Origin of the sequence: Gimibacter soli (assembly GCF_028463845.1) — a bacterium.
GTDB classification, from domain to species: Bacteria; Pseudomonadota; Alphaproteobacteria; order Sphingomonadales; family Kordiimonadaceae; genus Gimibacter; species Gimibacter soli.
This window is the reverse complement of record NZ_CP116805.1, coordinates 455,965-476,090: the sequence shown is the minus strand read 5'-3', so window position 1 is coordinate 476,090 and position 20,126 is coordinate 455,965. Positions and strand designations below refer to the sequence as shown.

Annotated in this window: 21 protein-coding genes and 1 tRNA gene; 9 read left to right on the top strand and 13 right to left on the bottom strand. The window is 62.6% G+C overall.

Going from position 1 to position 20,126, the window contains the following annotated elements; genetic code table 11:
- The 3 genes from rsmG (at position 1) to PH603_RS02245 (ending at position 2,438) form a co-directional block, all read left to right on the top strand.
- The gene (gene rsmG, locus PH603_RS02255; RefSeq protein ID WP_289504298.1) at positions 1–633 is read left to right on the top strand and encodes a 16S rRNA (guanine(527)-N(7))-methyltransferase RsmG; all 633 of its coding nucleotides are present in this window, start codon (positions 1–3) and stop codon (positions 631–633) included.
- A 61-nt stretch (positions 634–694) separates the two neighbouring features.
- On the top strand, positions 695–1,492 hold the full coding sequence (locus tag PH603_RS02250) for a ParA family protein (protein ID WP_289504297.1): 798 nt from the start codon (positions 695–697) through the stop codon (positions 1,490–1,492).
- A 34-nt stretch (positions 1,493–1,526) separates the two neighbouring features.
- Positions 1,527–2,438 (top strand): ParB/RepB/Spo0J family partition protein, encoded by a 912-nt coding sequence (locus PH603_RS02245; protein ID WP_289504296.1) that lies wholly within the window; start codon positions 1,527–1,529, stop codon positions 2,436–2,438.
- 3 nt (positions 2,439–2,441) lie between these two features.
- Here PH603_RS02245 and gshB read toward each other — a convergent pair whose 3' ends face one another.
- From gshB to rsmI, 3 genes are all read right to left on the bottom strand, one after another.
- Positions 2,442–3,410 carry a glutathione synthase gene (gene gshB, locus PH603_RS02240; RefSeq protein WP_289504295.1) on the bottom strand — a complete coding sequence of 323 codons (969 nt, stop codon included), beginning with the start codon at positions 3,408–3,410 and terminating at the stop codon, positions 2,442–2,444.
- Between the two features lie 80 nt (positions 3,411–3,490).
- Entirely contained in the window at positions 3,491–3,853 is a 363-nt protein-coding gene (locus PH603_RS02235; protein WP_289504294.1) for a YraN family protein, read from the bottom strand.
- A complete protein-coding gene (rsmI, locus tag PH603_RS02230; RefSeq protein WP_289504293.1) occupies positions 3,837–4,745 on the bottom strand; it encodes a 16S rRNA (cytidine(1402)-2'-O)-methyltransferase in 909 nt (302 codons plus the stop codon). Before rsmI ends, PH603_RS02235 begins: the two co-directional genes overlap by 17 nt.
- 179 nt (positions 4,746–4,924) lie before the next feature.
- On the opposite strand from rsmI, the gene PH603_RS02225 reads away from it, so the two are divergent.
- A complete protein-coding gene (locus PH603_RS02225; protein ID WP_289504292.1) occupies positions 4,925–6,232 on the top strand; it encodes a penicillin-binding protein activator in 1,308 nt (435 codons plus the stop codon).
- On the opposite strand, the gene hemW is transcribed toward PH603_RS02225, so the two are convergent.
- From hemW to rph, 3 genes are read right to left on the bottom strand one after another with little or no spacing between them, the layout of a single operon-like run.
- On the bottom strand, positions 6,210–7,394 hold the full coding sequence (gene hemW / locus PH603_RS02220) for a radical SAM family heme chaperone HemW (protein ID WP_289504291.1): 1,185 nt from the start codon (positions 7,392–7,394) through the stop codon (positions 6,210–6,212). The two genes, PH603_RS02225 and hemW, sit on opposite strands and share 23 nt — an antisense overlap.
- Positions 7,384–7,989: an RdgB/HAM1 family non-canonical purine NTP pyrophosphatase gene (gene rdgB / locus PH603_RS02215; RefSeq protein WP_289504290.1), complete on the bottom strand. Its 606-nt coding sequence runs from the start codon at positions 7,987–7,989 to the stop codon at positions 7,384–7,386. The genes hemW and rdgB overlap by 11 nt, the downstream gene beginning before the upstream one ends.
- Positions 7,990–8,712, bottom strand: coding sequence for a ribonuclease PH (rph, locus tag PH603_RS02210; RefSeq protein WP_289504289.1), 723 nt, complete (start codon positions 8,710–8,712; stop codon positions 7,990–7,992).
- Positions 8,713–8,856: 144 nt separating this feature from the next.
- On the opposite strand from rph, the gene hrcA reads away from it, so the two are divergent.
- Together hrcA and grpE are read left to right on the top strand one after the other, a co-directional pair.
- Positions 8,857–9,915, top strand: a complete 1,059-nt coding sequence (gene hrcA, locus PH603_RS02205) for a heat-inducible transcriptional repressor HrcA (RefSeq protein WP_289504288.1) — start codon at positions 8,857–8,859, stop codon at positions 9,913–9,915.
- Between the two features lie 39 nt (positions 9,916–9,954).
- The gene (gene grpE, locus PH603_RS02200) at positions 9,955–10,572 is read left to right on the top strand and encodes a nucleotide exchange factor GrpE (protein ID WP_289504287.1); all 618 of its coding nucleotides are present in this window, start codon (positions 9,955–9,957) and stop codon (positions 10,570–10,572) included.
- A gap of 75 nt (positions 10,573–10,647) precedes the next feature.
- Here grpE and PH603_RS02195 read toward each other — a convergent pair whose 3' ends face one another.
- Positions 10,648–12,231 carry a lysine--tRNA ligase gene (locus PH603_RS02195; protein WP_289504286.1) on the bottom strand — a complete coding sequence of 528 codons (1,584 nt, stop codon included), beginning with the start codon at positions 12,229–12,231 and terminating at the stop codon, positions 10,648–10,650.
- A gap of 140 nt (positions 12,232–12,371) precedes the next feature.
- Between PH603_RS02195 and PH603_RS02190 the strand changes: the two genes are divergently transcribed.
- Positions 12,372–15,143 carry an ATP-dependent DNA helicase gene (locus tag PH603_RS02190; RefSeq protein WP_289504285.1) on the top strand — a complete coding sequence of 924 codons (2,772 nt, stop codon included), beginning with the start codon at positions 12,372–12,374 and terminating at the stop codon, positions 15,141–15,143.
- Positions 15,144–15,209: 66 nt separating this feature from the next.
- Positions 15,210–15,620, top strand: a complete 411-nt coding sequence (locus PH603_RS02185) for a tellurite resistance TerB family protein (RefSeq protein WP_289504284.1) — start codon at positions 15,210–15,212, stop codon at positions 15,618–15,620.
- Between the two features lie 3 nt (positions 15,621–15,623).
- On the opposite strand, the gene PH603_RS02180 is transcribed toward PH603_RS02185, so the two are convergent.
- Genes PH603_RS02180 through metZ form a run of 6 tightly spaced genes read right to left on the bottom strand, consistent with a single transcriptional unit; the run spans position 15,624 to position 19,876 of the window.
- Complete coding sequence (locus PH603_RS02180; protein WP_289504283.1) at positions 15,624–16,250, bottom strand: YceI family protein; 627 nt, start codon at positions 16,248–16,250, stop codon at positions 15,624–15,626.
- Positions 16,247–16,798, bottom strand: a complete 552-nt coding sequence (locus tag PH603_RS02175) for a YceI family protein (protein ID WP_289504282.1) — start codon at positions 16,796–16,798, stop codon at positions 16,247–16,249. Before PH603_RS02175 ends, PH603_RS02180 begins: the two co-directional genes overlap by 4 nt.
- On the bottom strand, positions 16,795–17,364 hold the full coding sequence (locus PH603_RS02170; protein ID WP_289504281.1) for a cytochrome b: 570 nt from the start codon (positions 17,362–17,364) through the stop codon (positions 16,795–16,797). The genes PH603_RS02175 and PH603_RS02170 overlap by 4 nt, the downstream gene beginning before the upstream one ends.
- A 17-nt stretch (positions 17,365–17,381) precedes the next feature.
- On the bottom strand, positions 17,382–18,173 hold the full coding sequence (locus PH603_RS02165) for a tetratricopeptide repeat protein (RefSeq protein ID WP_289504280.1): 792 nt from the start codon (positions 18,171–18,173) through the stop codon (positions 17,382–17,384).
- A 43-nt stretch (positions 18,174–18,216) separates the two neighbouring features.
- Positions 18,217–18,660 carry a Co2+/Mg2+ efflux protein ApaG gene (gene apaG, locus PH603_RS02160; RefSeq protein WP_289504279.1) on the bottom strand — a complete coding sequence of 148 codons (444 nt, stop codon included), beginning with the start codon at positions 18,658–18,660 and terminating at the stop codon, positions 18,217–18,219.
- Positions 18,661–18,667: 7 nt separating this feature from the next.
- Entirely contained in the window at positions 18,668–19,876 is a 1,209-nt protein-coding gene (metZ, locus tag PH603_RS02155) for an O-succinylhomoserine sulfhydrylase (protein WP_289504278.1), read from the bottom strand.
- 165 nt (positions 19,877–20,041) lie between these two features.
- Here metZ and PH603_RS02150 point away from each other — a divergent pair.
- Positions 20,042–20,115 (top strand) — tRNA-Gly (locus PH603_RS02150).
- Positions 20,116–20,126: the final 11 nt, after the last annotated feature.

The following is a 20,126-nucleotide window of genomic DNA, read 5'->3' as shown; positions in this document are numbered from 1 at the left end:
ATGGCTGCCTATACTGCCGAACGCCTTGCCGCGGATCTCGCTGTTCCACGTGAAACACTTGCGAAGCTCGAAGCCTATGCCGCCCTTCTCGTGAAGTGGCAGAAGGCCAAGAATCTGGTGTCCGATACCACGATCCCCGATCTGTGGCGCCGCCATTTCCTTGATTCTGCGCAGCTTTATCCCCTGATCCGCAAGGCGAAGGGGGAGGGCGATTTCACCTTCCTCGATATCGGGTCGGGGGCGGGTTTCCCCGGCCTTGTGCTTTCCGTTATGGGGCTCGGCCACGCGCATATGGTGGAAAGCAACGGCAAGAAGTGCAGTTTCATGGGGCAGGTTTCACGTGAAACATCGGCCCTTGCCACGATTCATAATGAGCGAATCGAAGCGCTTGAAACTTTCCCTGTCGATTTCATCACGTCGCGCGCCTGTGCCAAGGTGGGTCAGCTCCTTGATTGGGGGAGGCCTTTCATCGGCCCGAATACCGAATTCTGGCTATTGAAGGGTGAAGGGGCGGAAGACGAATTGACCGAGGCCATGAAGGCGTGGAAGATGGATGTTGACCGGTTCCAAAGCCTGAGCGACGACAAGGGCGTGATCTTGCGGCTCACTGCAGTTCAGCCCCGCTTTTCCTGAGGCGGAATCCAATAAAATCAGACGATTAGTCCATCCGGCATCAGCCTGAAGGGGGGCGGACATGACACAATCCGGCAAGGGCCGCATCATCGCAGTGGCGAATCAGAAGGGTGGCGTCGGCAAAACGACGACGGCAATCAATCTGGCGACGGCGATGGCAGCGGTGGACAAGCATGTGCTTATCGTGGATCTCGATCCGCAGGGCAATGCCTCGACCGGCCTTGGTATCGACCGGGCATCGCGCGAAATCACCTCTTATGACGTGGTGATGGGCGCGGCAGACCTGCAGGACGCGGTGATTGAAACCGAGGTTCCGCTTGTCGAGCTGATCCCGTCGACGGTTGACCTGTCGGGCGCTGATCTCGAGCTTGCCGAGCTGCCCCAGCGCAATTTCCGCCTGCGTCAGGCCTTCGATCTGGCCGAAGTGTCGTCGGCCTATGATTATGTGCTGATCGATTGCCCGCCCTCGCTGTCGCTCCTCACCATCAACGCCTTCGTGGCGGCCGATCAGGTGCTGGTGCCGCTGCAGTGCGAGTTTTTCGCGCTTGAAGGCCTCAGCCTTCTCCTCAAAACGATCAATCAGGTACAGGCGAGCCTCAATCCGCAGCTTTCGATCAACGGGATCGTGCTGACGATGTTCGACCGCCGCAACCGCCTGTCGGAACAGGTGGCGAGCGACGTGCGCCAGTATCTCGGTTCGCAGGTCTATGAGACGATGATCCCGCGCAATGTGCGGATTTCCGAAGCGCCGAGCCATGGCATGCCGGCGCTCATTTACGATCACCGCTGCCCGGGCAGTCAGGCCTATATCAGCCTGGCGCGCGAGCTTCTCACCCGTGACGGCGCGCTTGCGGCCTGAAGTATAGAATAAAAACAAGAAGTTAGGACTATCAATGCAACTTGGTGCCAAGCCCAAAAAAGGCCTCGGGAAAGGCCTTTCCGCTCTTCTCGCTGACGACCGCCCGCAGGTGGTGGCAGCCCAGGCCGCGATTGGCGATGCCTCGCGTCGCGTGCTGCCGATTGCTTTCCTGGAGCGCAACAACGCCCAGCCGCGCAACCGGTTCGACGATGCAGCGATTGCCGAACTGACGGCCTCGATTAAGGAAAAGGGTGTCCTGCAGCCGATTCTTGTGCGGCCGATGGGTGGCGACCGGTTCCAGATCGTGGCGGGCGAGAGGCGCTGGCGGGCAGCCCAGAAGGCCGGCATCCATGAAGTGCCGGTGGTGGTGCGGGAGCTTTCGGATTCCGAAGTGCTCGAAATCGCCATCGTTGAAAACGTCCAGCGGCAGGACCTGAGTGCCATTGAGGAAGCAACCGCCTACAAGCGGCTCATTGACGAGTTTGGCCATACGCAGGAAACCGCGGCGGAAATCGTCGGCAAAAGCCGTAGTCATGTGGCGAACCTGATGCGCCTGCTGCTGCTGCCCACGAGCGTCCAGGATATGGTCAATGCCGGTGCTATCTCCATGGGCCATGCCCGCGCCCTGATTGGTGCAGCGGACGCTGAAGAGATTGCCAAACGCATCGTCAAGGAAGGCCTGTCGGTCCGCCAGACTGAAGTGCTGGCAAACGAGGCCAAGGGCCGCCCGGCGGCACCCAAGGCCCGTGGCCTCTCCGGTACCGGCAAGGCGAAGGACGCCGATACCGTGGCGCTTGAAAAGGATCTTTCAGCCGCAACCGGCATGAAGGTGACGATCGAGCATGGCGGCGGCGCGGACGGTGAAGGTGGTGTCGTCACCATCCGCTATGAAACGCTCGATCAGCTCGATGACCTGTGTGGCCGCCTTGGTGTTTGCGGGATTTAAGGCTTAAAGCCGCCCGAGGCCCTTCAGTCGGGCCTCGATGGCATCCCAGATATCTTCCCAAAGGGCGGGGCCGCCGAGCTTGAGGATTGCCTGCAGGCCGGTTGGCGAGGTCACATTGATCTCGGTCAGCCAGTCGCCAATCACATCGATGCCGACGAAAATCAGGCCGCGCTCGTAAAGGGCGGGGCCGATGCGTTCGCAGATTTCCTGCTCGCGGGCGGTCAGTTCGGTCTTCTCGGCGCGGCCGCCCGCCACAAGGTTGGAGCGGATTTCGCCGGTTGCGGGCACGCGGTTCAGCGCACCAGCCGCCTTGCCATCCACCAGAATGATGCGTTTGTCGCCGTGGCGTACCTCGGGCATGAAGCGCTGCACCATCACCGGCTCGCGGTTGCGTTCGACGAACATCTCATAAAGGGCGGTGAGGTTGCTGTCGTCCTGCCGCAGGTGAAAAACGCCCGATCCACCCATGCCATAAAGCGGCTTGATGACGATCTCGCCGTGTTTCTTGCGAAACTCGCGGATGTCATCCAGCTGCCGCGTGATCATGGTTTCGGGCATCAGGTCGGCAAACAGGGTGACGAACAGTTTCTCGGGCGCGTTCCGCACTTCATCGGGGTTGTTGACGACAAGCGTACGGTCGGCAATCAGGCCCAGAAGGTGGGTAGCGGTGATATAGGCCATGTCGAAGGGCGGGTCCTGACGCATCAGGATCACGTCAATATCTTCAGCAAGATCAAGCTTCACCGGATCGCCGAGCGTATAATGGTTGCCAGCCTCGCGGCGCAGGTCCATGCGGCGCGCCGTGGCGGTTACCTTGCCGGTTTCATAGGTCAGCGCCTCGGGCAGATAGTGATAAAGCTCATAGCCGCGTTTCAGGGCTTCAAGGCCGAGAACAAAGCTGCTGTCGCCATTGATATTGATGGTTTCAATCGGGTCCATCTGGATGGCGACCCGGAGGGGGGCAGCGTTCATCGCTTAACTCCTGTTGCTGTCGTCTGATTCCTATAGCCCCAAGGGGCGCAGGGTGCCAGTCACGCTGTTGTCAGAATTTCTCATGTCAGCCGCCATGCGTCCTTGATATGGATGGGCAGACGGCGGGGCAGGATGAGGATGGCGTCGAAGCGTACAGGGCCCGTGTGGCCGGTGCGGGCGCTCCAGTCCTCGATCCCGCCGGCGATACGCTGGCGCTGGCGGGCGGTGATCGCCTCGCGCGCTGCCGCTTCGCTTTGCCGTTGTTTCACCTCTACGGCGACCAGTAACCCGCGCCGACACGCGATCAGGTCGACCTCGCCCCGGCGGGAGCGAAAGCGACGGGTGAGGACGCGGTATCCCTTGAGGCGCAACAGGAGGCCCGCGAGCATCTCGGCGCGCCGCCCGGCTTTCTCGATGTCGCGGCGGTCAGTCCTCGCCGCCATGCTTGCCACCGATTTCGAGGGCGCGTTCATAAAGGTCCTTGCGCTTCAGGCCCAAGAGATCAGCCACGAAGCGCGCGGCGGATTTGGTGCTCATATGCTCCAGCGCCAGCTTCAGGGCCTTGTCGGCATCGATGGCGGTGCCTGCCGGGGCTTTTTCTTCAGCCGCACCAATCACCACAACGATTTCCCCCTTCGGGGCACCGGCGGCTTCATAGTGGTTGGCGAGACTTATCAAGTCGTCCCGCCGCACTTCTTCAAACTTCTTGGTCAGCTCGCGGGCGACGGCTGCCGGGCGGGCCCCGAGCACATCGGCGGCGTCCCGCAGGGTTTCCGGCAGGCGGCGGGCGCTTTCATAGAAAACAAGGCTGGCGCGGGTTGCCTTCTCGGCTTCGAACCAGTCGCGCCGGGCGGAAGATTTCGGCGGCGGGAAGCCCATGAACAGGAAACGGTCGGTCGGCAGGCCGGCCACCGAAAGGGCGGTGATAGCCGCCGAAGGGCCTGGGATGGGCGTAACCTTGTGGCCAGCCTCGCACACGGCATCCACAAGCTTGAAACCGGGGTCGGAAATGAGCGGCGTGCCGGCATCCGACACAAGCGCGATCCGCGCGCCGCCGGCCAGCTTTTCCAGAAGCTTCGGCCGCATGGCGGGGCCGTTATGCTCGTGATAGGGCAGCATGGGCTTCCGGATCATCAGATAGGACAGCAGCTTCTGGGTCACCCGCGTGTCCTCGCAGGCGATCAGGTCCACTTGCGCCAGCACGGCCTTCGCCCGGTCCGTCATATCGCCCAGGTTGCCGATGGGGGTGGCCACGACATAAAGCCCGGGTGCGAGCGGCCCGCCCTTGCCCGGCGCATCGGCAAACGGGTCTTCTGCGGCCAACGGCTCGTCCATGTCATCTTCCGGGCACATTCACTTGCTTTCCTGAGTGGCGGTCGGGCGAGGCGCCCGCTATCTTTACCTGCGCCCGCGCCGGATGCTATGTGTCAGGCCGGGCCATGGGGCAGGATGTTTATCTGTGCGCCTAACAAACACCAGGGGACAGGCGGGTGGCAAGAAGCTTTCAATCGGGTATGAGGTTCGCGGCGCTGGCAGCCGTCTTCCTGCTGGCGGCATGCGGCGGCGGTGAGCGCGAACAACCGGCACCAACCGTGAGCGAACCGCGCGCACCGGTAACACGTACCGAGCCGAAAAAGATCGAACCCACGCCGGCGCCGGCCGGGCAGGCACAGGTATCGGTTACGGTCGCGCTTCTCCTGCCGCTGACGGGCGCTGAAGCCGATGTCGGCAACGCGCTCCTTGATGCTGCCACCATGGCTTTCTACGATGCCTACGACCCCCGCATCACCCTTGTGCCGCTAGACACCAAAGGCACGGAGGAAGGCGCGCGGGCGGCGGCAACCCTCGCACTTGATACCCACAAGGCCTCGATCATCCTTGGGCCGCTCCTGTCGCGCAATGTGGCGGCAGCGGGCGAGCTGGCGGCGCAGCGCCGTGTGCCGGTGATCGGCTTTTCGAACGACCGCACGGTGGCGGCCCCCGGCCGCTATATCCTCGGCTTCCTGCCCGAAACCGAGGTGGACCGGGTGATCGGCTACGCCGCCGCACAGGGCCGCGAGCGTTTCGCCGCGATGATCCCCTATGGCCGCTACGGCGAGCGGGTGCGCACAGCCTTCGGTGACGCGGTCTTCGATGCCGGTGCCAAGGTCACCCGGCTTGAATCCTACGAATCCGACGCGGCGGCGCTTGCCGATCCCGTGAAGCGCCTGACCGACTATGACGCCCGCCGGAAGGCGCGGCAGGATGAAGTCTCGTTCCTGCGCAGCCTTCGCGACGAGATGACCGATGAAATCGCCCGCCAAATCGATGACCGCGAAGTGCTGGGCGACCCCGACTTTGATGCCGTGCTGCTGCCTGAAGGGGGCGCGCTCCTGAAAACGCTGGCGCCGCTCTTCGCCTATTATGAGACCGACCTCAATAGGGTGAAGCTTCTGGGCACCGGGCTCTGGTTCGATCCGGACCTTTTGAAAGAACCGCCGCTGAAGCATGGCTGGTTCGCGGCCCCCGACCCCACGAAGGCAGATGCCTTCTTCCGCCGCTACCGTGCCCTTCATGGCCGGGATGCGCCGCGGCTTGCAAGCCTGGCCTATGACGGCATGGCGCTGGTGGCGAGCCTGATGCGCGATGATGCGGATGGCCGCAATTTCTTCACGGCAATGGCGCTGACCGAACCCACGGGCTTTGCAGGCGTCGATGGCATCTTCCGCTTGCTGCCCACGGGGCTCAACGAGCGCGGCCTTGCGGTGCTTGAAATTGGCGATCGCGGGTTCGAGGTGATCGATCCGTCGCCTGCGGCCTTTACAACGCCAGTTTCCCGATAAGGTGGTTGAGGACCGGTTGACCGGCACGGGTGACCGTCACCCGGCCATCGTCGGCCTTCAGAAAACCGTCTGACACGAGCGAGGCGAGGGTCGCCTCATCAAGCCATTCGTTTCGCGGCGCACCGAAACGGGTCTCGATTGCGGCGATATCGAGCCCTTCCATCAGCCGCAGGCCCATCATCAAGGCCTCGGTCGCGCGCTCGAGGGGCTCCACCGTGAAAGTCTCGGTGAGGCCGAAGCCGGTGTCGGATACCGCCTTCAACCAGTCTTCCGGGCGCTTGATATTGGCGGTGGCGAGCGCGCCGCTCCCGTTTGGCAGCCGCCCGTGCGCGCCGGGGCCGATCCCCACATAGGGAAGGCCGCGCCAATAGATCAGATTATGCTGCGATTCCTGGCCCATGGCGGCGTGGTTTGATGTCTCGTAGGCGGGGAGGCCTGCCGCTGCCGTCATGTCCTGCGTCAGGTCATAAAGGGCTGCTGCCGTTTCCTCGTCGGGCAGGGCAAAGGCGCCCCGGCGATACTGGTGCCAGAAGGCGGTGCCTTCCTCGATGGTCAGCTGATAAAGCGAAAGGTGCGACGGCGCCATGGCGAGCGCCTCGGAAAGCTCGGTGCGCCAATCGGCCAGCTCCATACCGGGGCGGGCATAGATGAGATCGAAACTGACCCGTTCAAAAGTGTGCCGCGCAACTTCAAGCGCCCTCAGGGCTTCGCTGGCGTTATGAAGCCGCCCGAGGAACTGCAGGGCATCATCGCGCAAGGACTGGATGCCCATCGAAAGGCGGTTGACGCCGGCCTCCCGGTAGGCACGGAAGCGTCCGGCCTCCACGCTGGACGGGTTGGCTTCTAGCGTGATTTCAATCTCGTCACCGCCCCAATGGCTGCGCACCCGCTCGATCACCACAGCCACGGTCTCAGGCGCCATTAAGGAAGGCGTGCCGCCCCCGAAAAAGATCGAGGCGGCCTTGAGGTTCGGGTAGAGCGCGGCGGTGGCGTCAATCTCGGCAATCAGCGCGCGCGACCAGTCATCATGATCCACGCTGTCGCGGACATGGCTGTTGAAATCGCAGTAAGGGCATTTCTTCAGGCAGAAAGGCCAGTGCACATAGATGCCGGCTGCGTGCGGCGCACTGTCGCCCGGCAGCGAAGGTTTGTCAGGCGACATTCTGGAAGCAGGCAGCGATCAGCTGGCGGAAGGCATCCGCCCGGTGGCTCATCGCATGTTTCTCGGCGGGGTCCATTTCAGCGAACGTCCGGCTTTCGCCTTTCGCCACAAAAATGGGATCATAGCCAAAGCCCTTCTCGCCGCGCATCGGCCAGACAAGCTCGCCAAACACCTTGCCTTCGAAGCTTTCCACATGGCCGTCGGGCCAGGCGAGGGAGAGTGCACAGGTGAAGTTGGCGCCGCGGTCCGGATCGTCGTCCATTTCCTCGATAACGCGCGCCATGGCGGCACTGAAATCTTTCTTCGGGCCGGCCCAGCGGGCGCTGAAAATGCCCGGATCACCAGCAAGGGCATTGACCTCCAGCCCGCTATCGTCAGCAAGCGCCGGGATCTGCGAGACAAGCGCTGCCGCCACCGCCTTGATCTCGGCATTCGCGATGAAGCTGTCGCCGTTTTCCTCGGGCTCGGGCAGGCCAAGCGTCTTGGCGGAGATGGCTTCCACGCCGAAGGGGGCGAGAAGCTCGTTGATCTCGCGCACCTTGCCTTCGTTATGGCTGGCGATGACGATCTTGTTGCCGGTGAATTTGCGGGCCATTCATTTTGCCTTTTCGATAGCGGCCTTCTGGGCGCGGCCGATGGCGTCGCAGCCCATGCGCGCAAGGCGCAACAGACGCAGGAATTCCTCCTCCGAGAAGGGGCTTTCCTCTGCCGTGCCCTGGATTTCCACGATGCCGCCCTTGCCGGTCAGCACGAAGTTGGCGTCGGTGTGGGCGCTGCTGTCTTCGACATAGTCAAGATCAAGCACGGCGCGGCCATCAACGATACCACACGAAACGGCAGCGATGCTGTCGGTGAAGGGCAGGGCCGCAAGGTGGCCTTCGCGGACCATCCAGTCAAAGCACTGGTGAAGGGCGACATAGGCGCCGGAAATCGAAGCCGTGCGGGTGCCGCCATCGGCCTGGATCACGTCGCAGTCGATGCGGATCTGCTTCTCGTTCAGCTGGGTGAGGTCGACAACGGCGCGCAGGGCGCGACCGATCAGGCGCTGGATTTCCTGCGTGCGGCCGGTTTGCTTGCCTTTGGCGGCTTCACGGGCGACGCGGCCATGGGTGGCGCGGGGCAGCATGCCATATTCGGCGGTGATCCAGCCCTTGCCGCTGTCGCGAAGCCACGAAGGGCCGCGCTCCTCGAAGGTGGCAGTCACGAGCACATGGGTGTCGCCAAATTTGACAAGGCAGCTCCCTTCCGCGTGCTTGGCAAAGCCCGGGATCATTTCAATGGGGCGCATCTCGTCGGTGGCGCGGCCGCTTGCTCGCATGTTTCTTCCTTTTCTTTGTCCGGCTTTGGGGCCGGTTTTTCTGGACCGTTCAAAAATGGCCCCTCTTCTACCTCAGCACGTCGCCAAGGTCAAAGGCGCAGCGATTGACGCGCGGGCGCCGCGTTCCTACATTCCGACTGGAAGATGAAAGGCAGATGGAACGCCATGTCGCTTGTCGAACTGAACGAACGCTCGAAGGCCATTTTCCGCCAGATCGTCGAGACCTATCTCGAGACCGGCGACCCTGTCGGCTCGCGCACCATCAGCCGGGCCGACGGGATCGCCGTATCGCCCGCCACCATCCGCAATGTGATGGCAGATCTTGAAGACCTTGGCCTGATCGCCGCGCCGCACACCTCAGCCGGGCGGGTGCCCACCGATTTCGGCCTGCGCCTTTTTGTGGACGGCCTGATGGAGGTCGGCAACCTGACGCGGGAAGAGCGTGCCTCCATCGAAGGCCGCTGTGTTTCCTCGGGCCGTACGATCGAGGAAGCACTGGGGGAGGCCACCAAGGCGCTCTCCGGCCTGTCGCGCTGCGCCGCCCTTGTGATGGTGCCGAAGCGGGAGCTTTCCGTTCGCCATATCGAATTTGTGCCCGTCGGCCCCGGCCGCGCGCTTGTCGTGATGGTGTCGGAAGACGGCAGCGTGGAAAACCGTATCATCAGCCTGCCAGCCGGGCTGCCGGCCTCCACGCTTGTGTCCGCCGGCAATTATCTGAATGCGCGCCTCGGTGGTCGCACGCTTGAAGGCGCCATGACATCGATCCGGGCCGAGCTTGAGGCGCGCCGGGCCGAGCTTGATGACCTCACCGCCCGCGTGGTGGAAGCTGGCCTTGCCGTCTGGTCCGGCGGTAACGACCTGCCGGCCTCGCTGATCATTTCGGGCACGTCGAACCTTCTCGATAATGTGCAGGAAGCGACGGACCTAGAGCGGATCAGGCTTCTGTTTGACGAACTGGAGCGCAAGCAAGACCTCATCCGGCTTCTGGAATTGGCCCGTGATGGGCGCGGCGTGAAGATGTTCATTGGGGCCGAGAACAATTTATTTTCACTTTCGGGTTCATCTGTCGTCGTTTCCCCCTATATGAACGGTGCGAACCAGATTGTCGGGGTGCTTGGGGTCATTGGCCCCACGCGGCTGAACTATGCGCGGATCATCCCGATGGTCGATTACACGGCACAGGTGGTGAGCCGGCTTCTTTGATAGCCCGGCAGCCCCGAATACAACCAATTGAGTGAAGACATGAGCGCAGAAGACAAAGCAAGCGACCTTCCCGAAAACGACATCGGCATTGACGCCGAAGCCCACGCCGCCGCCGAGTCCGAGAGCGATACAATCGATCTCACGGGCGCCGAAGACGGCCCGAGCGAAGACGAGCTGATCAACCAGCTGCAAGCCGACCTCAATGAAGTGAAGGACCGGCTCCTTCGCACCATGGCCGAAAGCGAGAATATCCGCCGCCGTGCCGAGAAGGACAAGGCGGACGCCTCGGCCTATGCCGTGACGAGCTTCGCCCGCGATCTCCTCAATGTTTCCGATAACCTGCGCCGCGCCCTTTCGGGCTTGCCGGAAAGCCTTGATGAAGCCGTGAAGCCGGTGATCGAAGGCGTGCAGATGACCGAACGCGAGCTGATCAATATTTTCGAACGCCACGGCATCCGTGAAGTGACGCCGGCGGTGGGCGACCGGTTCGACCCGCAGCAGCATCAGGCGATGTTCGAGGTGCCGACCGCCGAGCATGCACCGGGTTCAGTCGTGCAGCTGATCGCCGGCGGCTATATGATCAAGGACCGGCTCCTGCGCCCGGCCATGGTTGGCGTATCGCGTGCCATGGATGTGCATGTGGACACCAAGGCCTGATCCGACGGCCAGACAGGACAGATAAAAAGGGCGGCACCAATCGGGCCGCCCTTTTTCATTGGATCAGCGAACGCTTCAGGCGACGAGTTCGCCCTTCAGGGCGCGGTCGATGAGGGCAAGCGTGTCCTCGATCCCGTAAAGCGCGATGAAGCCGCCCATGCGCGGGCCTTGTTCCTGGCCCAAGAGCACTTCGTAGCAGGTCTTGAACCAGTCGCGGAGATTCTCGTAGCCCGCGTCTTTGCCGGCTGAATAGACCTCGGTCATGATCACTTCGGCGTCCGTCTCGGTTGCGGGCAGGGCCTTCAGGCGCGCGATGAGGCCGTCGAAAGCGGCTTTCTCGGCATCGGTTGCCAGACGGAAGACCTTCGTCGGTTTCACGAAGTCATCGTAATAGCGGATCGCATAGCCCATCAGGCGGTCAAGCTCGGGGTAGGCCTCAGCCGTGGCACCCGGCACATAGCGCGAGACGAAGCCCCAAAGCGTGGCCTTGTCTTCGGCATTTGCCGCGGAAACGAGGTTGAGGAGGAGGGCGAAGCTCACCGGCAGGTTCTTCTGCTCAACATTGCCGCCATGGATATGCCATGCCGGGTTCTTGAAACGCTCGGCCTCGTCCTGACGGCCAAAGGCTTCGACGAAGCTGTAATATTCGTCCACCGCCTTCGGGATCACGTCGAAATACAGCCGCTTTGCCTTGCGCGGGTTCTGGTACATGTAAAGGGCGAGGCTTTCGGGGCTGGCATAGGTCAGCCATTCCTCGATCGAGATGCCATTGCCTTTGGACTTGGAGATTTTCTCGCCCTTGTCGTCAAGGAACAGCTCGTAAACATAATGCTCGGGCGCGCGGCCGCCCAGAATCTGGCAGATGCGGTCATAGACCACAGCGTTCGTCTGGTGGTCCTTGCCGAACATCTCGAAATCAACATCAAGGGCCGCCCAGCGCATGCCAAAGTCCGGCTTCCACTGTAGTTTGCAATTGCCGCCGGTGACGGAGACGGTCAGCTCTTCGCCGTCTTCATCATCAAACGTGATGGTACCGGCTTTTGCGTCCACATTCTTCATGGGCACATAAAGCACGCGGCCGGATTTCGGCGAAATCGGCAGGAAGGGCGAATAGGTCGCCTGCCGCTCGGCGCCGAGCGTCGGCAGCATCACTTTCATGATGTCGTCATAGCGTTCAGCGGCGAGCTTCAGCACACCGTCGAACTTGCCCGATTTGTAATAGTCAGTCGCGGACGCGAACACGTAATCGAAGCCGAAGGAATCGAGGAAAGCGCAAAGGCGCGCGTTATTGTGCTCGCCAAAGCTGCCATGCGTGCCGAAGGGATCGGGCACGGCGGTCAGCGGCTTCTGCAGATGTTCCCTCAGCATTTCCTGGTTCGGCACGTTTTCGGGAATCTTCCGCATGCCGTCCATATCATCCGAGAAACAGATGAGGCGGGTCGGGATGTCCGAAAGCTCGCGGAAGGCGCGCATCACCATCGTGGTGCGGGCAACCTCGCCAAAGGTGCCGATGTGCGGCAGGCCCGAGGGGCCATAGCCGGTCTCAAAGAGCACATATCCCTTTTCGGGTGCCTGTTTCGAGTACCGCTTCACCAGCTTCTCGGCTTCCTGGAAAGGCCAGGCGTTGGAGGCAAGCGCAAGCGCGGCATTATCGGTCATGTTGGCACCTTTTGGGGATGGGGTTCAAAAGTGGGCGGAAGCTAAGCATTTCTGCGCCTTTCGTCAAGGATGCGGATGGGGCCGCCGCTTTTCTGTGGTGCGGCCTCCGGGCTGGCGCTAATGTCCGGCGCATGACGGTCATGGCAGGATACGATGCGGAAAGCGGCGGCGCGGGCAGGGGGCTTGATGGCCTGCCGGTGATGGCGCTTTCGGTGCGCGAAAGCTGCCGGCTTGATGCGGACGGCGTGATCGAAACCCTGAGGCCGCATGAAGCCGCCGGCTATCTGGTCCGCGAACCGCACCTGATTGTTTCACGGCCCGCTGCAGCCCGCCGGCTGAACCTTTCCGAGTTTCAGGCGTTCGATCTTCTGGAGCTTTACGCCTTCGTGCGTCCGGCACGCTACTGCCTGCCGACGCTTGGCGGGCTGATGAAGGCACTGTCGCTTGATCTGCCTGTCGCCACCCTTGAAGACCAGTGCATGGCCATGCGGGCAGTGGCGGAACGATTGCTTGCCGAGGCGGGCGCCGAGATCTGGCGGTATCGGGCCGGGGCCGAACGGGTCGCCGGCATGATGGCGCGTGCCGGCTGGGCTTGGGGGCCGATGGTGATGGGGGCAGTGCGCCGTTTCCCCGACCATAGCCGCGACGACGGCCTCCGCGTGTGGACAGCGCTGCCTGAATGGGAAGACATGGGGCCGCCCCCGCCGCCGGGCGATGACCCAGTGGACCCGGCGTCGTCAGAAAGTCGGCTGGCCGAACTTTTAGGGAATGCTTCCGAAACCCGCGAAGGCCAGCGCCGCTTTGCCGCTGCCGCCACCCACAGCTTCCGCCCGCGCGAGATGGAAGGCGGGCCGAACATGCAGATACTGGAGGCTGGCACCGGCACGGGCAAAACGCTGGGTTACATCGCACCCGCCAGCCTCTGGGCTGAAACAAACGGCGCGCCTGTCTGGCTTTCCACCTTCACCAAGAACCTGCAGCGCCAGCTCGATCAGGAACTTTCAAGGCTTTATCCCGATCCTACAAGGAAGGCTCGCAAGGCCGTGATCCGCAAGGGCCGGGAAAATTACGCCTGCCTCCTGAATATCGAGGAAACGCTGACCGCCGTGATGCAGCGGGGTGCCTTGCCGCTTGGTGGCGGGGCGGACCGCGACAGCGTGCTGATGGGGCTTGTGGTGCGCTGGGCGCGCTTCACCCGCGACGGCGACATGATCGGCGGCGATTTCCCGAGCTGGCTTGGCGCCCACTTTGGCGCGGCCCGTATCGCAGGGCTCACCGACCGGCGCGGCGAATGCCTTTATGCCGCATGCCAGCATTACCGGCGCTGCTATATCGAGCGCGCCGGGCGCAAGGCGCGCCACGCCGATCTGGTGGTCGCGAACCATGCCCTGACCATCGCGCAGGCTGCCAATCGCTACGGCGACCCCGACCTGCCGAAACGGCTGGTCTTCGATGAAGGCCATCACCTTTTTGATGCCGCCGACAGCGCCTTTGCGGTGGCGCTGACCGGCCTTGAAGGAGGCGAGCTCCGCCGCTGGATCAGGGGCAAGGAATCGGGGGGCGCAACCCGTGCCCGTGGCCTTCGGAACCGGATCGAGGAACTGATCGCCGATGATGCCGACGCCAAGGCGCTTCTGGATGGGGTTCTGGAAGCCGCACGCGTGCTGCCGTCCGATGGCTGGGCGAGCCGGGTGGCGGGGGCTGCCGCCATGACCCGGTTTGAAACCTTCCTGATGGAAGTGCGCGCTGTCGTGCTGGCGCGGGCGAACAATGTGGAGTTCGGCCTGGCGGTCGAGGCCGGGGTTGCCGCCCCACCGCCGGCGCTCCTGACGGCTGCGGGGCAGCTTGCCGAGGCGCTTTCCGGCCTTGCGCGGCCGATGGTGGCGCTTGCCGCCTCGCTCCTCGCGCGGCTCGATGAAGATGCCGACATTCTGGAAACCGGGGACCGTGGCCGGCTTGAGGTCGCGGCCCGCAGCCTCAAGCTCCGCGCTGAAATGGTCAAAAGCTGGATGGAAATGCTCCTGTCGCTCGGCGGTACGGTGCCTGACATTTTCGTCGACTGGTTCGAGCTCGACCGGGTGGACGGCCGCGAGCGCGACGTTGGCATGCGCCGTCATTTCATCGACCCCACCAAGCCGCTCGCCGATATGGTGTTCACACCCGCGCACGGTGTTCTTGTCACATCAGCGACCCTCCGCGACCGCGCGGCGGATAAAGAGGGCGACGGATGGGCCGGGGTTGACCTGCGCTCGGGCGCCAAGCATCTGCCCGTCACTGCGCGTCGGCTTGCCGTACCTTCCCCCTTCGATTATGCGGCTCAGACCCGCGTGATCGTGGTGAATGACGTGAACCGCATGGACGCAGCCCAGGTGGCGTCGGCTTACCGTGAGCTTTTCCTCGCCTCAGGTGGTGGCGGCCTTGGCCTTTTCACTGCGATCAAGCGCCTGAAGGCCACGTGGGATAAGATCGCCGGGCCGATGGAAGAGGCCGGCCTGCCGCTTTATGCCCAGCATGTGGACCCGATCGACACAGCTACCCTTGTCGATATCTTCCGCGATGACCCGCACGCCTGCCTTCTTGGCACCGATGCCGTGCGCGACGGCGTTGATGTGCCGGGGGAAAGCCTGCGCCTTCTGGTGTTGGACCGCGTGCCGTGGCCACGCCCGACGCTCCTCCATAAAGCGCGCCGTGATGCTTTCGGCGGTACGGCTTACGACGATATGCAGACACGGATGAAGCTGGCACAGGGCTTTGGCCGGCTTATCCGGCGGGCCGGTGACCGGGGCGTGTTCGTCATTCTGGATGCCCGCACGCCGACCCGGCTTCTGGAAGGCTTGCCTGAAGGCGTGGTGGCTGAAAGGCTCGGGCTTGCCGCGGCGATTGCCTCGGTCCGTGAATTTTTCGGCCGCTGAGACTTGCAGCGACCGCCGATTTGCCCCACGTTCGGAACAGTCGATTATTCAAGGAACAAGAATCCCATGTCCACGATCAGCCCGGAAACCGCCCTCATCTATACGATGGTCCTTGTCTCTGCGTCCGATGATGCGATGACGGACCGCGAACTCGAGCGGATGACCGGACTTGTCGGTTATCTTCCCGCACTTCGGGGATACCGGATCGAGCATCTGGCGACCGACACCGACACCTGCATCGATCTCCTGCAGAGCGAGGAAGGCCTCGATGCCATCCTTGGCCTCGTCGCTGAGGCGGTGCCTGAAAAGGATTATGACCTTGTCTATTCGGTCGCCTGCGAGGTGGCAGCTTCGGACGGCCAGCTTCCGCAGGAAGAACTGCGCCTCCTCGAGATCATCCGCCACACGCTCGGCATCGACCGGCTGACGGCAGCCGCCATCGAGCGCGCAACAGCGACCCGCCAGAAAACTTTCTGAAGCCTATTTCTGCCGTGTGAATTCGGCCCCGATTGTCAGGTCCAGTTCGTCAGCGACAAAAGGGGTCCAGACAGCCGAGAGGCCGAACTCGCTGAGCCTGATTGTCCCTGTCGCATCGAAACCCATGCGGTCATCGCCGCTCAGGGGATCTGTGCGTCTGCCGGCGAAGGTAACGACAAGCGTCACCGGCTTTGTTGCCTTGGCGATGGTCAGGTTGCCGGTCACATTGGCGGTCGCTTCGCCGGTCCGGACAACCGATATGCTCTCAAATGTGATCTCCGGATATTCGTCGGCTGAAACCAGATCCCGCAATTTCTCGTCCAGCACCGGATTGGCAGTGTCGAGCCCGGCGGCATCCATCGTGACCTGCAGTTTGGCCGTCTCGGGGCTATCGGGGTCGATGGCGAGCGATCCATCCTTCACCGGAATGCGGCCGTAAAAGCGGGCCAGTTCCATATGCCGGATATTGAAGATGACGCCCGCATGGGAGGGATCAATGCTGTAGCTGCCGGCATGGATCGATGAAGGCGCCACATTCACCGGATAGACGGTATCGACAATCCCCCGGCAGGCGCCAAGGCCAAGGGCGGCAGCAATGAGGGCGGCGGTGGCAGTGTGGCGCAGGGTCACGGGGCAATCCTTTCGGCCTTGATGTCAAAATTCACCTGGACGCTGAATCCGATGAAGCGTTCGGAGGCATATTGGCCACCGCCCAGGTCCCAGTCGAGCCGGGCGAGCGTGGCGCTGCCAACGGCGTGGGCGGTATCGCCATCGATATCGAGGGTAAAATCAAGCGTTGCGGGCTTTTCGATACCCTTGATGGCAAGAGCTCCGTCGGCGCGGTAGCGGTTTCCACCAAGGGAGGTCGCGCCAGTTGCGGTGAAAACAGCTTCACTGTGGGCGCCGCTGTCGAACCATATCGGGTCAGCCGCGATCTTGTTACGGTCTTTGGCGCCGAGGTCGATCGAGGCGAGGTCGACAACCACCCTGATTTTCGCAGCTGCCGGATCGGCAGGGTCGAAGCTGATATCGGCGTCGAAGGCGCTGAACTGTCCCTCAGTGGGTGCGCCCGTCTGCTGGTAGGCAAAGCCCAGATGGCTGGCCTCTCGGTCAAGCTGCCAGTCGCTCGCGGCTGCGGGCGCGGTGGCAAGCATGAATACAGCGATGAAAGCTTTCATGGGCGCGGGTCTCCGATAGGGAACATGCGGGCAAGGAGCCCGTCTTTGAGGGCGAACTGGTGATAGAGGGCAGCGAGGATATGCCCGACGGCAAGGAACATCAGCCCCCACGCCAGCGCGGCATGCACCGTCTTGGCGATGGCCTCTGCCGCTTCACCGGTAACCGGCAGGTGCGGCCACGGGACTGTGCCATAAAGATAGGTCGGAATACCCAGCGGCGACGCCGACACCGTCACCCACCCGGCGAGCGGAATGGCAAGGGTGAGGACATAGAGAAGCGCATGCATCGTGCGGGCTAGCAAGATATCACGCCGCGCCATGGCGGCAGGCAGCGGAGGCGGGGCCTTCATGATACGCCAGCCGATCCGTAAGAGCGTGAGAATGAGAACGCTGATGCCAAGCGATTTGTGCCACTGGTAAAGGTCGAACTTCAGCATCAGGTCGTCATCGCCCATGTCTGTCATGACGGGGCCGAGAATCAGCAGCGCGATCACCATCGCAGCGAGCAGCCAATGCAGGACGATGGCAACAAGGCTGTATCGATTGGCCCCGGCGTTCCCTGGCATATGTCCCCCTTTGGTATTCATTGGGCGAGCGGGTAAGGCTCAACCTCTTCCTTCGCATCGTCGATATTGGTGAAGGCGCTGGCGGCCTCACGGGCGTCCCGGATGGCGCGTTTGTCGTTCACTTTCAGGGCATCCGTCAGGGCGCGCGCTTTTTCGAGCAGCATCCGGTCGAACGCGTCCGATGGTGTCATTGCCTCAAAGGCTACGAGGCCTTCAAGGGCTTCCTTGCGTTCATCACTGTTACCTGTTGCAAGGAATTTCAGAAATTCAAAGCGGATCGGCAAATTTTCAGGCGCGAGGGCAAGGGCCTGTTCAAAATAGTCCCGCGCAACTTTTGAATTGCCGCCGAGAACGGCGCGCGCCAGAAAGCCGGATCGTGAAACAGCCGCATGCCAGCCGCCGAGTGCGCCAAGCACCAGCGGGTCGTCGGGGTGGCGCGTGAGGGCGCCTTCAAGCATCTCGCGCGATGCTTTGGCGAGATTGGCCTTCTTCACGCGCTTTCCCTCGAACCCGATGGCAAGCGCGCGGCTGACGAGGGCAAACGGATGGTCGGGATCAAGGGCGAGCGCGGCGTCGCAGTCTTCAAGTGCGCCGTGCAGGTCATGGGCAGATTGCCGGGCATCGCCGCTGTAACCGCCGATAACAAGGCCGGCGCGGCACGCCCAGGCGAGGCTGTCGGCGTCCCCGAGGGACCGGCCGAGATCGCGGGCGACTAGAAAACGCCCCTGCCGATAGGCGTCTGCAGCCTCGTTTGCACGGGCGGTGCTGGCACAGGAGACAATCAGCAACAGGGCAAAAAGCTTCTTCATGGTCCCATCATAGGACCATGAAGCTGAACGCCAGATAAAGCGCTTAATTGAGCTTCAGCGAATAGTGAGGACTATCGAGGGAGAAGGCCGGGATTTCCACATCGAAGAAGGTGCCATCCGGGCGCTGCATCTCGTATGTGCCGCGCATGAAGCCCGTGGGCGTGGAAAGCGGGGTGCCGCTTGTATAGACGAAGCGTTCGCCGGGGGCGAGCACCGGTTGCTCGCCCACAACGCCGGCACCCTGCACTTCCTGCACACCGCCATGACCATCGGTGATGATCCAGTGGCGGTTGATAAGCTGCACCGTTGCCGCACCCTCGTTGCTGATGCGGATCCGGTATGCCCAGACGTAGGAGCCCTCTTCAGGGTCCGATTGCCCCGAGAGGAAATAGGACTGGACGGCGACCCGCACGCCTTCGGTAATGGCCTCGAAGGTCATCACACCATCGATCAGGTCGTCGTCCATGTCATCGTCATCGTCGCTCATAAAGGGCTCACACACCCGCTGCCTTGAGGGCGGCGGTCAGGTCACGGACCAGGTCATCCTTGTCTTCAAGGCCGACCGACAGGCGGATAAGGCCCGGCGTGATGCCAAGCTCCAGCCTTGATTCCTCGGCCAGCGCCTTGTGGGTCGTGCTCCACGGATGCGTGGCGATCGAGCGGCTGTCCCCGAGATTGTTCGAGATATCGATGATCTCGAGCGCATTCAGGAATTTGAACGCCTGGTCGCGGCCACCGGCCAGCTCGAAGGCAATCATGGTACCGCCGCGGGTCATCTGGCGTGCGGCCAGTTCCTTCTGCGGGAAGTTCGGCAGCGAGGGGTGCCGCGTGGTGGCGAGAAGCTTTGCGAGGGCGGCGGCCACATATTCGGTGTTATCGACCATCGCATTGACACGGAGTTCCATCGTCTCTAGGCCCTTCAGCATCACCCAGGCATTGAAAGGCGCCATGGCGCAGCCGGTGTGACGGTAGTAGGGATAGAGAAACTCCTCGTCGAATGCTTTGTCGCAAAGCACGATGCCACCAAGGCAGCGGCCTTGCCCGTCGATATGCTTGGTTGTCGAATAGCAGACGATATCGGCGCCAAGGTCCACCGGGCGCTGCAGCACTGGGGTCGCGAACACGTTATCGACCACAAGCCGCGCGCCGGCCTTTTTGGCAACAGCGGCAACAGCGGCGATATCGACCATTTCAAGCGTCGGGTTCGCGGGTGTCTCGAGGAACAGGACCTTGGTCTCCGAGCGCACGGCGGCGGCCCAGGCATTGATGTCCGTGCCGTCCACCACTGTGGTGGCGATGCCGTAGCGCGGCAGCAGGGTATCAAGAAGCCAGCGGCACGAGCCAAACGCAGCCCGCGCGCCGATCACATGATCGCCGGCTTTCAGCTGGCAAAGAAGGGCAGCCGTCATCGCGGCCATGCCGGTGCCGGTCGCCCGGCCAACCTCGGTGCCTTCCAGAAGCGCCATCCGCTCCTCGAACATGGCAACGGTCGGGTTGGTTTGCCGGCTGTAGGTGAAGCCTTCCTCGCGGCCATCGAAGCGCGCCTCGGCGCTCTCGGCGGTCGCATAGGCGAAGCCGGAAGTCAGGAACAGGGATTCCGCCATCTCGCCAAAATCAGAGCGCATGGTGCCGGCACGGACCATCTGGGTCTGGCGAGCCCATTTGGAGGTCACGTTGCGGTCGGTGCCTTTCTGATAGCGCATGGTTCAAACTCCTGAATATCATTGCCCGCGGCGGCCCCTTGCCACCCGGCGTCGACAAAGTGGCGGGGCATCCTGTCGCCGTCAAGCGCGAAGCGGGGCCAAGGCACAGATCATTCTTGATTTCAGGCGGTCAGGCGGCTAGTTTCCGCACCGACCATGGCCATTGCGGGTATGGTGAAAAGGTATCACACGAGCTTCCCAAGCTCTTGTTACGGGTTCGATTCCCGTTACCCGCTCCAGCCGCTCCCTT

Excerpts from the sequence above, each read along its gene's own strand:
- PH603_RS02225 (WP_289504292.1), top strand. The coding sequence starts at position 4,925 with ATGAGGTTCGCGGCGCTGGCAGCCGTCTTCCTGCTGGCGGCATGCGGC.
- grpE (WP_289504287.1), top strand. The coding sequence starts at position 9,955 with ATGAGCGCAGAAGACAAAGCAAGCGACCTTCCCGAAAACGACATCGGC.
- PH603_RS02190 (WP_289504285.1), top strand. The coding sequence starts at position 12,372 with ATGGCAGGATACGATGCGGAAAGCGGCGGCGCGGGCAGGGGGCTTGAT.
- PH603_RS02250 (WP_289504297.1), top strand. The coding sequence starts at position 695 with ATGACACAATCCGGCAAGGGCCGCATCATCGCAGTGGCGAATCAGAAG.
- hrcA (WP_289504288.1), top strand. The coding sequence starts at position 8,857 with ATGAAAGGCAGATGGAACGCCATGTCGCTTGTCGAACTGAACGAACGC.
- PH603_RS02195 (WP_289504286.1), bottom strand. The coding sequence starts at position 12,231 with ATGACCGATAATGCCGCGCTTGCGCTTGCCTCCAACGCCTGGCCTTTC.
- rph (WP_289504289.1), bottom strand. The coding sequence starts at position 8,712 with ATGCGAGCAAGCGGCCGCGCCACCGACGAGATGCGCCCCATTGAAATG.
- PH603_RS02245 (WP_289504296.1), top strand. The coding sequence starts at position 1,527 with ATGCAACTTGGTGCCAAGCCCAAAAAAGGCCTCGGGAAAGGCCTTTCC.
- rdgB (WP_289504290.1), bottom strand. The coding sequence starts at position 7,989 with ATGGCCCGCAAATTCACCGGCAACAAGATCGTCATCGCCAGCCATAAC.
- rsmI (WP_289504293.1), bottom strand. The coding sequence starts at position 4,745 with ATGGACGAGCCGTTGGCCGCAGAAGACCCGTTTGCCGATGCGCCGGGC.
- rsmG (WP_289504298.1), top strand. The coding sequence starts at position 1 with ATGGCTGCCTATACTGCCGAACGCCTTGCCGCGGATCTCGCTGTTCCA.
- PH603_RS02235 (WP_289504294.1), bottom strand. The coding sequence starts at position 3,853 with ATGGCGGCGAGGACTGACCGCCGCGACATCGAGAAAGCCGGGCGGCGC.
- PH603_RS02165 (WP_289504280.1), bottom strand. The coding sequence starts at position 18,173 with ATGAAGAAGCTTTTTGCCCTGTTGCTGATTGTCTCCTGTGCCAGCACC.
- PH603_RS02185 (WP_289504284.1), top strand. The coding sequence starts at position 15,210 with ATGTCCACGATCAGCCCGGAAACCGCCCTCATCTATACGATGGTCCTT.
- PH603_RS02170 (WP_289504281.1), bottom strand. The coding sequence starts at position 17,364 with ATGCCAGGGAACGCCGGGGCCAATCGATACAGCCTTGTTGCCATCGTC.
- apaG (WP_289504279.1), bottom strand. The coding sequence starts at position 18,660 with ATGAGCGACGATGACGATGACATGGACGACGACCTGATCGATGGTGTG.
- PH603_RS02175 (WP_289504282.1), bottom strand. The coding sequence starts at position 16,798 with ATGAAAGCTTTCATCGCTGTATTCATGCTTGCCACCGCGCCCGCAGCC.
- gshB (WP_289504295.1), bottom strand. The coding sequence starts at position 3,410 with ATGAACGCTGCCCCCCTCCGGGTCGCCATCCAGATGGACCCGATTGAA.
- hemW (WP_289504291.1), bottom strand. The coding sequence starts at position 7,394 with ATGTCGCCTGACAAACCTTCGCTGCCGGGCGACAGTGCGCCGCACGCA.
- metZ (WP_289504278.1), bottom strand. The coding sequence starts at position 19,876 with ATGCGCTATCAGAAAGGCACCGACCGCAACGTGACCTCCAAATGGGCT.